Origin of the sequence: Tatumella sp. UBA2305 (assembly GCF_002345795.1) — a bacterium.
GTDB lineage: Bacteria > Pseudomonadota > Gammaproteobacteria > Enterobacterales > Enterobacteriaceae > Tatumella > Tatumella morbirosei.
The window spans coordinates 221,191-236,716 of sequence record NZ_DDVT01000020.1; the positions used below are offsets into that span (position 1 = coordinate 221,191).

General features: G+C 50.8%; 18 protein-coding genes. 11 read left to right on the top strand and 7 right to left on the bottom strand.

Translation table 11 applies throughout. From position 1 onward, the window contains the following. Positions 1-21: 21 nt before the first annotated feature. The 3 genes from yajC to secF are packed head-to-tail and all read left to right on the top strand — an operon-like array spanning position 22 to position 3,206. Positions 22-354, top strand: coding sequence for a preprotein translocase subunit YajC (yajC, locus tag B3Z23_RS13500; RefSeq protein ID WP_294910938.1), 333 nt, complete (start codon positions 22-24; stop codon positions 352-354). A gap of 25 nt (positions 355-379) precedes the next feature. Then, positions 380-2,227, top strand: coding sequence for a protein translocase subunit SecD (gene secD / locus B3Z23_RS13505; protein ID WP_294910941.1), 1,848 nt, complete (start codon positions 380-382; stop codon positions 2,225-2,227). A gap of 10 nt (positions 2,228-2,237) precedes the next feature. Continuing rightward, complete coding sequence (gene secF / locus B3Z23_RS13510) at positions 2,238-3,206, top strand: protein translocase subunit SecF (RefSeq protein WP_294910944.1); 969 nt, start codon at positions 2,238-2,240, stop codon at positions 3,204-3,206. Positions 3,207-3,270: 64 nt separating this feature from the next. Here the strand turns inward: secF and B3Z23_RS13515 are convergent, their stop codons facing one another. Continuing rightward, positions 3,271-3,780, bottom strand: a complete 510-nt coding sequence (locus tag B3Z23_RS13515) for a DUF3251 domain-containing protein (RefSeq protein WP_294910947.1) — start codon at positions 3,778-3,780, stop codon at positions 3,271-3,273. A 30-nt stretch (positions 3,781-3,810) separates the two neighbouring features. Continuing rightward, entirely contained in the window at positions 3,811-4,245 is a 435-nt protein-coding gene (lysM, locus tag B3Z23_RS13520) for a peptidoglycan-binding protein LysM (protein ID WP_294910950.1), read from the bottom strand. Positions 4,246-4,436: 191 nt separating this feature from the next. Between lysM and nrdR the strand changes: the two genes are divergently transcribed. The 6 genes from nrdR (at position 4,437) to pgpA (ending at position 8,537) form a co-directional block, all read left to right on the top strand. Beyond that, a complete protein-coding gene (gene nrdR / locus B3Z23_RS13525) occupies positions 4,437-4,886 on the top strand; it encodes a transcriptional regulator NrdR (protein WP_294910953.1) in 450 nt (149 codons plus the stop codon). A 4-nt stretch (positions 4,887-4,890) separates the two neighbouring features. After that, on the top strand, positions 4,891-5,994 hold the full coding sequence (ribD, locus tag B3Z23_RS13530; protein WP_294910956.1) for a bifunctional diaminohydroxyphosphoribosylaminopyrimidine deaminase/5-amino-6-(5-phosphoribosylamino)uracil reductase RibD: 1,104 nt from the start codon (positions 4,891-4,893) through the stop codon (positions 5,992-5,994). Positions 5,995-6,087: 93 nt separating this feature from the next. Continuing rightward, positions 6,088-6,558, top strand: coding sequence for a 6,7-dimethyl-8-ribityllumazine synthase (ribE, locus tag B3Z23_RS13535; protein ID WP_038018626.1), 471 nt, complete (start codon positions 6,088-6,090; stop codon positions 6,556-6,558). A 16-nt stretch (positions 6,559-6,574) separates the two neighbouring features. Next, positions 6,575-6,994: a transcription antitermination factor NusB gene (gene nusB, locus B3Z23_RS13540; protein ID WP_294910960.1), complete on the top strand. Its 420-nt coding sequence runs from the start codon at positions 6,575-6,577 to the stop codon at positions 6,992-6,994. 69 nt (positions 6,995-7,063) lie between these two features. Next, entirely contained in the window at positions 7,064-8,041 is a 978-nt protein-coding gene (thiL, locus tag B3Z23_RS13545; protein ID WP_294911156.1) for a thiamine-phosphate kinase, read from the top strand. Beyond that, positions 8,019-8,537 (top strand): phosphatidylglycerophosphatase A, encoded by a 519-nt coding sequence (pgpA, locus tag B3Z23_RS13550; protein ID WP_294910963.1) that lies wholly within the window; start codon positions 8,019-8,021, stop codon positions 8,535-8,537. Before thiL ends, pgpA begins: the two co-directional genes overlap by 23 nt. Positions 8,538-8,589: 52 nt before the next feature. Here pgpA and dxs read toward each other — a convergent pair whose 3' ends face one another. Genes dxs through xseB form a run of 3 tightly spaced genes read right to left on the bottom strand, consistent with a single transcriptional unit; the run spans position 8,590 to position 11,616 of the window. Continuing rightward, on the bottom strand, positions 8,590-10,455 hold the full coding sequence (gene dxs, locus B3Z23_RS13555; protein WP_294910966.1) for a 1-deoxy-D-xylulose-5-phosphate synthase: 1,866 nt from the start codon (positions 10,453-10,455) through the stop codon (positions 8,590-8,592). Between the two features lie 19 nt (positions 10,456-10,474). Next, complete coding sequence (ispA, locus tag B3Z23_RS13560) at positions 10,475-11,374, bottom strand: (2E,6E)-farnesyl diphosphate synthase (protein WP_294910968.1); 900 nt, start codon at positions 11,372-11,374, stop codon at positions 10,475-10,477. Continuing rightward, positions 11,374-11,616 carry an exodeoxyribonuclease VII small subunit gene (gene xseB / locus B3Z23_RS13565; RefSeq protein WP_294910971.1) on the bottom strand — a complete coding sequence of 81 codons (243 nt, stop codon included), beginning with the start codon at positions 11,614-11,616 and terminating at the stop codon, positions 11,374-11,376. The genes ispA and xseB overlap by 1 nt, the downstream gene beginning before the upstream one ends. A 235-nt stretch (positions 11,617-11,851) precedes the next feature. On the opposite strand from xseB, the gene thiI reads away from it, so the two are divergent. Then, positions 11,852-13,300, top strand: a complete 1,449-nt coding sequence (gene thiI, locus B3Z23_RS13570) for a tRNA uracil 4-sulfurtransferase ThiI (protein WP_294910974.1) — start codon at positions 11,852-11,854, stop codon at positions 13,298-13,300. A 55-nt stretch (positions 13,301-13,355) separates the two neighbouring features. On the opposite strand, the gene yajL is transcribed toward thiI, so the two are convergent. Both yajL and panE read right to left on the bottom strand, forming a co-directional pair. Further along, entirely contained in the window at positions 13,356-13,961 is a 606-nt protein-coding gene (gene yajL, locus B3Z23_RS13575; RefSeq protein WP_294910976.1) for a protein deglycase YajL, read from the bottom strand. Continuing rightward, positions 13,918-14,835 carry a 2-dehydropantoate 2-reductase gene (panE, locus tag B3Z23_RS13580; protein ID WP_294910979.1) on the bottom strand — a complete coding sequence of 306 codons (918 nt, stop codon included), beginning with the start codon at positions 14,833-14,835 and terminating at the stop codon, positions 13,918-13,920. Before panE ends, yajL begins: the two co-directional genes overlap by 44 nt. A 133-nt stretch (positions 14,836-14,968) precedes the next feature. Between panE and B3Z23_RS13585 the strand changes: the two genes are divergently transcribed. Beyond that, positions 14,969-15,460: a YajQ family cyclic di-GMP-binding protein gene (locus tag B3Z23_RS13585; protein WP_038018647.1), complete on the top strand. Its 492-nt coding sequence runs from the start codon at positions 14,969-14,971 to the stop codon at positions 15,458-15,460. The last annotated feature ends 66 nt before the right edge of the window (positions 15,461-15,526 follow it).

The window sequence follows — 15,526 nt, forward strand, 5'->3', positions numbered from 1 at the left end:
AAATCTAATGAGGGAAATTTAATGAGTTTTTTCATTTCTGACGCTGTTGCCGCTGCGGGTACTCCGTCTCAGGGAAGTCCATATTCTCTGGTGATCATGCTGGTCGTTTTCGGTCTGATTTTCTATTTTATGATTTTGCGTCCACAGCAGAAGCGTTCAAAAGATCATAAAAAACTGATGGATGCAATCTCAAAAGGTGATGAAGTTTTAACTAACGGTGGTCTGGTTGGCCGCGTGACTAAAGTTTCTGAGACCGGATATGTAGTGATTGCACTGAACGATACGACTGAAGTCGTGATCAAACGTGATTTCGTGGCTGCCGTACTGCCGAAAGGCACAATGAAGGCGCTGTAATTTTTTCTCCCCTAAGGGAATTGCCGTGTTAAACCGTTATCCTTTGTGGAAGTACATTATGCTGATCGTGGTGCTTATCGTCGGTCTGCTGTATGCACTTCCCAACCTGTATGGAGAGGATCCGGCCGTGCAAATCACTGGCGCGCGGGGTGCCGCCGCCAGTGAGCAAACGTTGGATCAGATCCAGAGTATTCTCAGCAAGGACAAGATTCCGAGCAAATCCATTGCGCTGGAAAATGGGGCTATTCTTGCCCGTTTTACCAATACTGATATTCAGCTGCGTGCCCGCGAAGCTCTGGTCAGTGGTTTAGGTGACAACTATGTTGTGGCACTGAACCTGGCCCCTGCAACTCCGAAATGGCTGGCGCTGATTTCTGCTGACCCGATGAAACTGGGGCTTGATTTACGTGGTGGTGTTCACTTCCTGATGGAAGTGGATATGGATACTGCGTTAAGTAAGCTACAGGAGCAGAACTCAGACAATCTGCGCAGTGAATTGCGTGATCAGAAAATCCCTTACACCACCGTCGGCAAAGCGCCTGACTATGGTGTCACCGTAAGTTTTGCTAACAGTGATGACCGTGACCGGGCCATCAGTTACCTGAGCCCACGTCACTCTGATTTAGTAATTAAGAGCAATGGCAGCACCGGTCTGACTGCAGTGATGACTGACGCCCGCCTGAGTGAAGCCCGTGAATATGCGGTACAGCAGAACATCAACATTTTGCGTAACCGTGTAAATCAGTTGGGTGTCGCCGAACCACTGGTTCAACGTCAGGGTTCTGACCGGATTGTGGTGGAGTTACCAGGGATTCAGGATACTGCCCGTGCGAAGGAAATCCTTGGCGCGACAGCGACTCTGGAATTCCGTCCGGTAAACACCAATGTTGATGCGACGGCAGCAGCACAGGGGCGTGTACCGGGTGACTCTGAAGTGAAACTGACTCAGGATGGACAGCCGGTCGTGCTGTACAAGCGCGTGATCCTGACCGGTGACCACATTACAGATTCGACTTCCAGCATGGATGAGTATAATCAGCCACAGGTTAATATTTCCCTCGACAGTGCCGGCGGAAATATGATGTCTAATTATACCAAGGACAATATCGGTAAACCGATGGCAACCCTGTTTGTTCAGTATAAAGACAGCGGTAAGAAAGATGCCAACGGTCGTGCCATTCTGCAGAAAGAAGAAGAAGTGATTAACGTGGCGAACATTCAGTCTCGCCTCGGTAACAGCTTCCGAATCACCGGGATTAACAACCCGAATGAAGCTCGTCAGCTTTCATTATTACTGCGTGCCGGTGCTCTGATTGCACCTATTCAGATTGTTGAAGAAAGAACCATTGGTCCAACCATGGGACAACAGAATATCAATCAGGGTCTGCATGCCTGCCTGTGGGGGCTGATTGCCTCGATTCTGTTTATGGTTGTCTGGTATAAGAAGTTTGGTGTAATTGCAACGACAGCACTGATCTCTAACCTGATATTGATTGTTGGTATCATGTCATTATTACCGGGCGCGACACTGACCATGCCGGGGATTGCGGGGATTGTCCTGACACTTGCCGTCGCCGTCGATGCGAACGTATTAATCAATGAACGTATCAAAGAAGAACTCAGGAACGGCCGCAGTGTTCAGCAGGCTATTCATGAGGGGTACCGCGGTGCGTTTTCCAGTATCGTTGATGCCAACATTACGACGCTGATTACTGCGATTATCCTGTATGCCGTTGGTACCGGGTCTATCAAAGGGTTTGCGATTACAACAGCCATTGGTGTTGCGACCTCCATGTTTACAGCAATCGTTGGTACACGTGCCATCGTGAACCTGCTGTATGGCGGCAAACGTATCAATAAGCTGTCAATCTGAGGAGCGCGTAATGGCACAGCAATATAGTGTTGAACAATTAAACTATGGTCGTAAAGTGCATGACTTCATGCGCTGGGACTATCTGGCCTTTGCTATCTCTGGATTACTGCTGGTGGCTTCCGTGATTGTGATGGGCGTCCGTGGCTTTAACTGGGGGCTGGACTTCACTGGCGGGACCGTTATCGAGATTACCCTCGAGAAGCCAGGTGAACTGGATACTATGCGTCAGGCGTTACAAAACGCCGGTTTTATGGAACCCCAGGTCCAGAACTTTGGTAGCAGCCGCGATGTAGTCGTCCGTCTGTCACCTAACGCGGGCAATACCGGACAGGAATTAGGTAACAAAGTCGTTTCTGTGATTAATCAGGCGACCAGCCAGACGGCTATCGTTAAGCGGATTGAATTTGTCGGACCGAGTGTGGGCAGTGACCTGGCGCAAGCCGGGAGCATGGCTCTGCTGGTGGCGCTAATCTGTATCCTGATTTATGTCGGATTCCGTTTTGAGTGGCGACTGGCGTTGGGGGCCGTTCTGGCGCTGGCGCACGATGTGATAATTACGATGGGTGTCCTGTCGTTGTTCCATATCGAAATAGACCTGACGATTGTGGCCTCACTGATGTCGGTGATCGGCTACTCGCTGAATGACAGTATTGTGGTATCGGACCGTATTCGTGAGAACTTCCGTAAAATTCGTCGCGGAACACCTTATGATATAGTCAACGTCTCTCTGACTCAGACTCTGAGCCGTACCATCATGACATCTGCCACCACGTTGGTGGTTGTTCTGATGTTGTTCCTGTTTGGTGGTGAGTTACTGAGAGGTTTCTCACTGACGATGCTGATTGGTATCACTATCGGTACTGTTTCTTCGATTTATGTGGCTTCTGCGCTGGCGCTGAAGCTGGGCATGAAGCGTGAGCACATGCTGGTACAAAAAGTCGAAAAAGAAGGGGCTGACCAGAAGTCATTACTTCCGTAATCACCTTCTTTTCAGCAGTAAAAAAGGCAGCCCACGGGCTGCCTTTTTTGTGTAACAGGACAGGCTATTTAAACGGCCGGAACTGATGAACATTAACCACCAGTGACTGATCATGAACCATCTCCGGGGCGTTCAAAATAAACCGGACCTGCTCTCCGGGGGACAGCGGCGTTATCTGCCGGATAACCTGTTGTGTCAGAGGCTGCGGCGCTGAAGTAGTCTCCTGCTGGTCGGTGGGGAGAGTTGACAGCGCCGCAGTCAGTTCAAACGGTGGCAGTACCGCAGCCCCGGCATTTTTCACCTGCAACACGGTACCGGTACCCGAAGGCGGTGGTGCCAGTTGTAGCAGCAATCTGGCATGAGGGTCGAGCAATTCTACGGGGCTGTTGGCAAGAGGCACTAACCACGCACCATGAGTTGAGGCTGCATTCATCCGGTGCTGATAAGCCAGGGCCGACGATTGTTCAGACAAATGACTCAGGGAGCGGTTCAGTTGGCCAACAGTAGTATCCAGCGTTGTGGCTGGCGGAACTGAATGGCTGCAACCGGCCAGTACCAGTGAGGACACGAGCACCCATAAATGCCTTTTTTTCATCGCCAGATCTTAAGCCTGTGGAATACGCAGTGCCTGTCCGGGGTAAATTTTATCCGGGCTGGACAGCATTGGCTTATTGGCCTCAAAAATTTTGTTGTATTGAGCGGCGTCGCCATAAAACTGTTTAGCGATAGCGCTCAGGGTATCGCCGGACTTGACGGTATAGAACGTCGGACTGGCTTCCGGGCCATTGGCGGTAATTTTATCGTCTACATGTGTTATGCCAGCGACGTTGCCGACGGCAATAAGGATTTTTTCTTTCAGTTCCTGGCTGAGACCATCACCGGAAACGGTGGCGGTGCCGTCATTGACACTGACATTCACTTTGTCACTGTCAGGAATTCCCAGTTTATTCAGGTGATCCTGAATTTTACTGCCAGCATCAGCAGATACGGCATCCCAAAGTTTCTCGCCCGCTTCTTTGACAAAACTAAAAAGTCCCATATTTTCTCCTGAATTTTTCCTAAGGGTGCACACAACCTGTGCCGGATTAAGGATAGTTGAAATAGTCAGAGATGATAATAATAAACAAAATCAGATTCACCAAAATGAACCTCACAGCACGTGAATACGTTTAGTTAACACTGACTTCGCGTTACACTAGGGCCATTGAATCTCTGTACCGGGAATATTCCATGCATTGTCCGTTTTGTGCCGCAGTGGATACCAAAGTAATAGACTCACGTCTGGTCAGTGAAGGGTCATCTGTCCGGCGTCGGCGTCAGTGTCTGGTTTGCCATGAGCGTTTCACCACCTTTGAAGTCGCAGAACTGGTGATGCCAAGAGTGGTGAAAAGTGATGATGTGCGTGAGCCTTTCGATGAAGACAAGCTGGTTCGCGGCATGATGAAAGCTCTGGAAAAACGTCCGGTCAGTGCTGATGATCTGGATAGCGCCGTACACCGGATTAAAGCACAACTGCGGGCGACCGGAGAGCGTGAAGTCCCGAGTAAAATGCTGGGGAATCTGGTGATGGATGAACTGAAAATGTTGGATAAAGTGGCTTATATTCGTTTTGCCTCTGTGTATCGAAGTTTCGAGGACATCCGCGAGTTTGGTGAAGAAATTGCCAGGTTACAGGACTGACACTATGTCTGATCAACAATTTATGGCCAGGGCCCTGGAACTGGCGCGCCGGGGGCGTTTTACCACAGCGCCTAATCCGAATGTTGGGTGTGTGATCGTCAGAGAGGGTGAAATAGTCGGAGAAGGCTGGCATCAGCGTGCTGGTGGTCCACATGCCGAAGTTCATGCCTTACGGGCGGCCGGAGAACGGGCGAAAGGGGCAACCGCTTATGTCACTCTGGAGCCGTGTAGCCATTTTGGCCGTACCCCGCCCTGTTGCGATGCGCTAATCGCCGCCGGTGTGAGTCGGGTGGTTGCCGCGATGCAGGACCCTAATCCGCAAGTGGCGGGCAGGGGGCTTTATCGTCTGCAACAGGCAGGAATTGAGGTCAGCCACGGTTTAATGCAGCAGGATGCTGAAATACTCAACCGCGGATTTCTGAAACGAATGCGGACGGGATTTCCCTGGCTACAACTGAAACTGGGGGCATCGCTGGACGGACGGACTGCCATGGCGAACGGAGAAAGCCAGTGGATTACCTCCCCTGAATCACGACGCGATGTCCAGCGCTTTCGGGCCGCCAGTCATGCCATACTGAGTACCAGTGCGACCGTGATTGCGGATGATCCAGCGTTGACGGTACGCAGCCACTCCCTCGACAGCGACAGCTTGTCGGAGATGGGGGGCGAGGAAAATCTGCGTCAGCCAGTCAGGGTGATTATAGACCGTCAACAATCACTTGCGTCTCACCAGCAGCTGTTTAGCCAGCCAGGAGAGACGTGGCTGATGCGTTCTGAATTATCCGGTGAATGGCCGCAAAACGTAAAACAATTTGTGGTTCCGCAGCATCAGGGGGCAACCGATTTGGTGGCAATGATGATGTTACTGGGCCAGCAACAGATTAACAGTGTCTGGACCGAAGCCGGGCCTGGGCTGGCGGGAGCATTACTGCGCGCGGGTCTGGTGGATGAGCTGATTGTTTATATTGCGCCGAAATTACTGGGTAATGAGGCCCGCGGTTTATGTACACTGCCGGGACTCAGTCATCTGACTGATGCACCTGGCTTTAGTTTTACCGATGTCCGCCGTGTCGGAAGCGATCTGCGGGTCATTTTACGTCCGGATTAACAGTTTGCGCAAAAGCGAGAGCAGAGCGCAGAAGAGTATGCTAAAATTCGCCCCCCTTACCGGGCGACCCGACTAATACCTGAAAGGAAAAGTATGAAAATTATTGAAGCTCCGGTAGCAACACCTGATGCAAAAATTGCCATTGTGATTGCTCGTTTTAATAACTTTATCAATGACAGCCTGCTGGATGGTGCGGTCGATGCACTGAAGCGTATCGGTCAGGTCAAAGATGACAATATTACGGTGGTCTGGGTGCCTGGTGCCTATGAATTGCCTCTGGCGGCCCGGGCGCTGAGTAAGACCGGCAAATATGATGCGGTAGTTGCTCTGGGTACCGTGATTCGTGGCGGTACAGCACACTTTGAATTCGTCGCCGGCGAAGCCAGTTCAGGGATTGCCAGTGTGGCAATGAATAGTGATATCCCGGTAGCCTTCGGCGTGCTGACCACTGAAAATATCGAGCAGGCTATTGAGCGTGCCGGTACCAAAGCGGGTAACAAAGGTGCCGAAGCGGCCCTGACCGCACTAGAAATGATTAATGTTTTGAAAGCTATTAACGCCTGATTTTAAGGGGAATTTTGTGAAACCTGCTGCCCGACGCCGTGCCAGAGAGTGTGCCTTACAGGCACTGTATTCCTGGCAGATATCCAATAATGACATTGCCGATGTGGAATACCAGTTTCTGGCGGAACAGGACGTCAAAGATGTTGATGTTAACTACTTCCGTGAATTACTGGCAGGTGTCGCGACCAACAGCGCCTATCTTGATGATCTGATGAAGCCATACCTTTCCCGCCGTCTGGATGAACTGGGAGAGGTTGAAAAGGCCGCCCTGCGTATTGCTCTGTATGAGCTGAGTAAGCGTTCGGATGTGCCATATAAAGTGGCGATCAATGAAGGTATTGAGTTGGCGAAAGTGTTTGGTGCCGAGGACAGCCACAAATTTGTTAACGGTGTACTGGATAAAGCAGCGCCACAAATTCGTCCTAACCGTAAGTAACGACTCTGAGGCCGGTTATCCGGCCTTTTTTTTATGCCTGTTAAAATTTACCCGCTGAGTAACCCGTTTATGGCCTGTAGCGAATTTGAGCTGATAGCTCGCTATTTTAACCGTGTCACCAGTTCCCGCCGCGATGTGATTAAAGGAATTGGTGATGACTGTGCCCTGCTGGCAGTACCGGAAAAACAGGTACTCGCTATCAGCACAGATACTTTGGTGGAAGGCGTGCATTTTTTGCGGGATATTCACCCGTCAGATCTGGGCTACAAAGCACTGGCTGTTAATCTGAGTGATTTAGCTGCCATGGGGGCCGATCCTGCATGGTTAACCCTGGCTCTGACCTTACCTGAAGCTGATGAAGCCTGGTTGCAGGCTTTCAGTGATAGCCTGTTTGAACTGCTTGATTATTATGATATGCAGCTGATAGGTGGTGATACGACCCGCGGTCCGCTTTCCATGACCCTTGGAATTCATGGGCTGGTTCCTTCCGGACGGGCGCTGAAACGGTCCGGGGCAAAACCAGGAGACTGGATTTTTGTGACCGGCACCCTGGGAGACAGTGCAGCGGGTCTGGCATTATTACAGCATCACTACCGGATTGATGATCCGGCTATCCATGAAGCATTAATTAAACGTCACCTGCGGCCGGTACCCCGTATTTTACAGGGACAGGCGTTACGTGATTTAGCTACCGCAGCAATCGATATCTCAGACGGTTTACTGTCAGACCTGGGGCATGTGCTGAAGGCCAGCAGGGTAGGAGCCAGGATTAATACTGAGGCTATTCCGCTCTCATCTGCACTACTGGAAGGTTTTGAACCCTCTCAGGCGTTGCGTTGGGCACTGAATGGCGGAGAAGATTACGAACTGTGCTTTACTGTTCCGGAAGTTAACCGGGGAGCGTTGGCGGTTGCTCTCGATCATCTGGGGGTGGGCTATCACTGCATTGGACAGATTGCCCCGGAAGCAGACGGACTGGTACTGCTGGAGCACGGTAAGCCTGTCCGGTTAGACCTGAAAGGATATGACCATTTTGGCCGAAAATAGACAACAGATACTTTCACGTATTCACCTCAGTAATCCGTGGCATTTGCTGGCGACAGGTTTCGGAAGCGGGCTAAGCCCCGTCGTACCGGGGACAATCGGGTCTCTGGCCGCATTGCCATTCTGGTATCTGCTGATACTACTGCCGGAAGATCTCTATTATCTGGTGGTACTGGCAGGGATTTGCCTGGGGGTCTATCTCTGCCATCGTACTGCGAAAGATATGGGGGTTCATGACCATGGCAGTATTGTCTGGGATGAGTTTATCGGGATGTGGATCACTCTGATGGCTATTCCTAATCATCACTGGCAGTGGGTCGCAGCCGGATTTATCGTATTCCGAATTCTCGATATGTGGAAACCCTGGCCAATCCGTTGGTTTGACCGGAATGTCAGCGGCGGTATGGGAATTATGATTGATGATATCGTGGCGGGGATACTGTCTGCGGTAATCTTATATGCTGTAGGTTATTACTCACCCGGGTTACTGCCGCTCTGAGAAGAACATTCACGATTCAGGAGACCGCCAGCGGCGGCCTCCCGGGTGATGTTTATCGGGTTCGCCACTGATGAATCGCGGACTCAATTCCTTCGGCATCCAGCCCAAGGTCATGACGGATCTCTTCCTGTGTTCCCTGCGGAATAAATTTATCCGGCAGGCCCAGATTCAGTACCGGGGTCATGTGGCGGGCAGCCATCAGCACTTCACTGACGCCACTGCCGGCGCCACCACAGACAGAACCTTCTTCCAGCGTGACCAGCTCTGAATGTTGTTCTGCCATTTGCAGAATCAGTTCGCTATCCAGAGGTTTGACGAAGCGCATATCCACCAGTGTGGCATTCATCGATTCAGCCACTTTTTCGGCCTCAGGCAACAGTGTGCCGAAGTTCAGAATCGCCAGTGATTCGCCCTGACGTTTAACCACACCTTTACCCACCGGTAATTGTTGCGGTTCCACACGCTCCAGGCCCCGGCCACTGCCGCGCGGATAACGCACAGCACTTGGTCCCTGCTGATAGTGATATCCGGTAAACAGCATGTCACGGCACTCATTTTCATCACTGGGGGTCATGATGACCATATCCGGAATGCAGCGCAGGAATGAGATATCGAAAGCCCCCTGATGGGTCTGCCCATCAGCACCCACAATCCCGCCGCGGTCAATAGCAAACAGCACCGGTAATTTTTGGATAACCACATCGTGGATCAATTGGTCATAGGCACGCTGCAGGAAGGTCGAGTAAATAGCAACCACCGGCTTATAACCGCCGATAGCCAGCCCCGCCGCAAAAGTCACTGCATGCTGTTCAGCAATGGCGACATCAAAATACTGTTGGGGAAACTCGCGGGAGAAGCGAACCATACCGGAACCTTCGCGCATCGCGGGGGTGACGGCCATCAACTTATCGTCCTGTGCCGCCATTTCACATAACCAGTCGCCGAAGACCTGCGAATAGGTTGGAATCCCGCCTTTGCTTTTTGGCAATTCACCACTGGCTGGATCAAAAGTAGGAACCGCATGCCAGGCGATAGGATCCTGCTCAGCAGGGGCGTAACCTTTGCCTTTTTTGGTAATGATATGCAGGAACTGAGGACCTTTCAGGCTGCGCATATTAGTCAATGCGCTTACCAGTGTTAGCACATCATGCCCGTCAACCGGTCCGATATAGTTGAATCCCAGCTCTTCAAACAGGGTGCCCGGCGAAACCATCCCTTTCAGATGTTCTTCTGTACGTTTCACCAGCTCTTTAATGGGAGGGATTCCGGTCAGTACCCGTTTACCACTTTCACGCAGCCACGAATAGGTTTTACCGGAAAGTATCTGAGCCACACGATTGTTGAGTGCCCCGACATTTTCAGAGATCGACATATCATTGTCATTGAGGATCACTAACATATCGGGCTTGATATCACCGGCGTGGTTCATGGCTTCGAAAGCCATTCCGGCAGTCAGTGCGCCGTCGCCGATGACACATACTGTGCGACGACCAGCGGCTTCCTTTTCTGCTGCTACCGCCATTCCCAGTCCGGCGCTGATGGATGTGGAAGAGTGGCCTACACTCAGCACATCATGTTCACTCTCTTCACGCCACGGGAAAGGATGTAGCCCGTTTTTTTTACGGATCGTACCGATACGATCACGGCGACCGGTAAGAATTTTATGCGGGTAAGCCTGATGGCCAACATCCCACACCAGGTGATCAAAGGGTGTGTTATAGACGTAATGCAAAGCAACGGTCAGTTCCACAACCCCCAGTCCGGACGCAAAATGTCCGCTTGACTGACTGACGCTGTCGAGCAGGTACTGGCGTAACTCATTGCACAGGGCAGGGAGTTTGTCTTTTGGCAATAAACGTAATTCCTGAACTGTGCCTGCCAGCGCCAGTGTAGGGTATTGGGTGGTATCAAAACTCATCGGTGACTCATTATGGATGTTATTTATCACGTTCAATTATGTAACCCGCCAGTGCCTTTAATAAGGCAGTATCTAAAGAGTGGGCGGCGAGTCGGTCTAAAGCATCCATGGCTTCCTGGTACAACTGCAGGGCTTTTTCCCTGGCGCCGTCCAGACCCAGCAATGCCGGGTAGGTACTTTTTCCCAGAGCCAGGTCAGCGCCCTGGCGTTTTCCAATAACTTCGGTATCTCCGACAATATCCAGGATATCGTCCTGAACCTGAAAAGCCAGACCGATAGCGTTGGCATAACAGTCTAAATCTGGCAGTAACGCTTTACCGCGTTCCCCTGCCGATAAGGCTCCCAGCCTGACAGCCGCACGAATCAGTGCTCCGGTCTTATGGCGATGTATGGTTTCGAGCTCCTGTAAACTGACCGATTTTCCCTCGGCGGCTAAATCCAGCGCCTGGCCACCACACATGCCGCCGGCACCACTGGCTGCAGCCAGTTCGGAAATCATGGCCAGCCGGGAAGCGTCAGATACCTCTGGCATAGGCTGATCAGCCAGCACAGTAAATGCAAGTGTCTGTAAGGCATCACCGGCAAGAATCGCAGTATCTTCACCAAATGCAACATGACAGGTCGGTTTCCCGCGGCGTAACGCGTCGTCATCCATTGCCGGTAAATCATCATGGATCAGTGAGTAAGCATGAATGCATTCAATGGCAGCCGCCGGAATATCCAGTGCTGCCTGAGGGGTACCGAGCATTTCACCCGTGGCATACACCAGAAAAGGCCGCATCCGTTTACCACCTAACAGTACGCCATATTGCATTGCTTCGTTCAGCGGAGAACTCTGAAAAGGAACGTTCTGCAGTAATCCGGTTAATACATGGTCTACCCGCTCACGATAGGCCGAAATCAGTGTCGAAAAATCCATCAGTTATTTTCCGGGGTGAAAGCATCTAAATCAGCATCACGGTCTGGTTTAAGTAAAATCTGAACCCGCTGTTCGGCTTTCTGTAAGGTTTGCTGACCGTTTTTTGCCAGTTTAACGCCTCTTTCAAATTCATTCAGGGCTTCTTCTAACGGTAATTCTCCCGTTTCAAGACGCCGGACGATAGATTCCAGCTCCTGTAAAGCACTCTCAAAGCTGACAGAAGGTTCGGTTTTTTTTGGCATAGTCAGTACCGGCTCTATGAGTTATTTATTCATTTGTCATTGCTTATGGTAGCCGACGACGAACGATAAGCAAAATGATCAATGTGACGGAGGTTGCAGAAGCAGAGTTTCAACAAAGGTGATATACTTGCGCATCCTGGATGCGGGGCAATGTTTTGCTGTCCGCAATATTCTGATTTTAACAGTTAAGTGTGTCGTTATTAACACTTATTTCCCTGAATAAGCCTTTGCCGCCATGAAGTTTATCATAAAACTGTTTCCGGAAATCACGATCAAAAGCCAGTCAGTCCGACTGCGTTTTATTAAGATCCTGAATGGAAATATTCGCAATATCCTTAAAACCATTGATGAAGAGATTAAAGTCGTTCGTCACTGGGATCATATTGTCGTACGCTCTAAACGGGAGGAACTTAAGCCAGTTATTGCCGAAGAGTTGACCCGCATTCCCGGTATCCACCATATACTGGCGGTTGAAGAGCATAACTATACCGATGTGCATAATATCTTTGAGCAGACGCTTGAGTTGTATCGTGACCGGCTGGAAGGGAAAACTTTCTGTGTCAGGGCGAAACGACGCGGGAAGCACGACTTCAGTTCACAGGACGTAGAACGTTATGTGGGGGGGGGGCTTAACCAGCATATTGCGACCGCCAGCGTCAAACTGACCAACCCTCAGGAGACGGTCAATCTGGAAATTGAAGATGATCGCCTGCTGATGGTCACCGAGCGCCGCGAAGGGATTGGTGGTTTTCCTATCGGAACACAGGAAGATGTACTGTCACTGATCTCAGGGGGCTTTGATTCAGGTGTCTCCAGCTACATGCTGATGCGCCGCGGATGTCGTGTCCATTATTGTTTCTTCAATCTGGGTGGGGCTGCGCACGAAATTGGTGTGCGTCAGGTCGCTCATTATCTGTGGAATCGTTTTGGTCGTTCCCATCGCGTGCGTTTTATTGCGATCGATTTTGAACCCGTGGTCGGGGAAATTCTCGAAAATATTGATGACGGTCAGATGGGGGTGGTCCTCAAACGCATGATGGTTCGTGCCGCATCGATGGTTGCTGAACGCTATGGCGTTCAGGCGCTGGTAACAGGCGAAGCACTCGGTCAGGTTTCCAGCCAGACACTGACGAATCTTCGGTTGATTGATAACGCCAGTGATACTCTGATTCTGCGTCCGCTGATTTCACATGATAAAGAACATATCATTAATCTGGCCCGTGAAATCGGCACCGAAGACCTGGCCCGCACGATGCCAGAATATTGCGGTGTTATTTCAAAAAGTCCGACAGTAAAAGCCGTAAAAAGCCGTATTCACGCCGAAGAAGAGAATTTCGATTTTTCAGTGCTTGAAAGGGTAGTTCAGGAAGCCAGCAATCTCGATATCCGCGAAATTGCCGAGCAGGCGACCCGTGATGTCGTGGAAGTCGAAACGGTGGCTGCCTTTGGCGAGAATGATACTATTCTGGATATACGTTCGATCGATGAACAGGATGACCGTCCACTGAAAGCAGATAATGTGAAAATTCAGTCGCTGCCTTTCTACAAACTGGGTAGCCAGTTTGCCTCGCTGGATCAGTCACGGACCTGGTTACTGTACTGTGATCGGGGGGTGATGAGTCGCTTACAGGCACTGTATCTGCGTGAGCAGGGCTACACCAACGTTAAAGTCTATCGCCCCTGAGTATCATCATCGGAAAGCTCTTTATTAAACCCGCATACCCAGGTATGCGGGTTTTTTATCCGTTTGTTTCCTGATAATTATAAATCCCGGGTGCAAGCACCAGCGGCGCAGCAACTTCCCTGGCGGTATCTTGTCCGGCCAGCAGGTCAATTAATTTCAGAGCAAAATCAAATGAGGTGCCGGGGCCCTGGCTGGTGAGCAGGTTAACCCGGGGATCCCAGACCACCCGCCGTTCCATCCATTGCTGTTCAGGTATTTCTGACTGAAATCCCGGAAAACCGGTCATATTACCCACAGGAAACAGATGGTGCGCCGCCAGCACTTTTGCCGGAGCGGCACAAATGGCGGCCACAATTCTGCCGGTAGCCGAAAATTGACGGACGGTTTCCAGCATCAACAGGCTATCACTTAAAGTGTCAGCACCCTGAACACCCCCGGGCAGCACTACGGCGTCAAATGGCTGATCAGCGACGGCTACCAGCGTGGTATCACTTTGAAGTTTCACGCCGCGTGAGCAGACAATCAGGGTTTCGCCATTGCTTTCTACACTGGCGGTTGTCACCCGGATACCGGCTCTGACCAGCAGGTCAATGACGGTAACCGCTTCAATTTCTTCACTACCATGTGCCAGGCAAACCAGCACTGATTTCGGGGTGTCCATTGGCAGACTCCTTGGATTTAACGAGTTGAAACAGTGCACGGTTCGCAGGAATTGCGATACCGAATTCTGTGGCCTTGCGGAGCAGGTAACCGGTGATGTAATCAATTTCGGTGCTCCTGCCCGCCTGGATATCCTGGAGCATTGACGAAAAATTGCCGGCGCTGTTTTGCAGCACGTGAGTCGCATTAGCCTGTAACTGACGCGCATCGGCATGCAGATTTGCCCTGGCCATGACGGCAGCCAGTTCCTCACAAATCTGCTGTATTTCATCCGGATGCTGCAAAATTTCACCGTTACGACAATTGTACTTGATACTCAGTGGATTAATGACGCAGTTGATTGCCAGCTTATTCCAGCTTGCGGGCAGGATATCATTATGCCAGGCCACATCCGGTAAGGCTTCGTGCATCATATCGGCCAGAGGACTGAGCTGGTCCTGATTGCGCGCCACTGGTCCCAGGTGTGTTATACCATGGGCGACATGGATAACCCGGCCCTGGGTGCGGTAAGAGGAGTGAGTGGTGATTGCCCGGAGTACCGGTTGATGCAACGAAGGCAGTTCATCCATCACTCCCATCCCATTATGCATCAGCACAATGATACAATGGGCAGGAATCAGAGGCTGGATCTGCTGCAAGGCACTGGATATTTGTGCAGCCTTCAGCGTGACCAGCAACAGGTCACTTTCGGCCAGAAATGCCGGGTTGTTGGCAGGGAAAAAATGACGAAAGACTTCGCCTTCCGGGCTGGTGACATGTACCGTGGTATTGGGATGAGTTACCCGCAACCAGCCCTGTACCTGATGCCCCTGGCGGCTCAGTGCTGCAAGCCAAATTTGTCCTAATGCACCGCAACCCAGTACGGTTATTTTCATAATAACTCCAGCATATCTGCAGCGGTAAAACGGTATTTTTTTACCCCTGAACGGTCTTTTCTGAACGGAGACATTTGTTTACCGCGTCAATCTGCGTATTATGCATGGCAAACCAGAGCCAGGAGAAGAAAAGATGCCATCTTTCGATATTGTTTCTGAAGTCGAGCTTCAGGAAGTGCGTAATGCGGTGGAAAATGCCAGCCGTGAATTGTCGACCCGTTTCGATTTTCGTAATGTGACTGCCAGCGTTGAATTAAACGAAAAGAATGAAACTATTCGCGTCAGTTCTGAGTCCGATTTTCAGGTAAAGCAGCTGGTGGATATTTTGCGTGAAAAGTTACTGAAACGAGGTATCGAAGGTGCTGCGCTCGAAGTCCCTGAAGAGATTGAGCACAGTGGTAAGAGTTGGGCGGTCGATGCAAAATTAAAGAAAGGCATTGAGTCAGATGTGGCGAAGAAAATCGTCAAGCTGATCAAAGACAGTAAACTGAAAGTACAGACTCAGATTCAGGGCGAGTCACTGCGTGTCACCGGTAAATCACGGGATGATTTGCAGGGAGCGATGAACCTGGTGCGAAATGGCAATCTGGGGCAGCCATTCCAGTTTAAAAATTTCCGCGATTAATCGTAGCGAAACAAAAAAGCGCGGCCTTGTGCAGGGGCCGCGCTTTTTTATTGCCAACTTAAAACC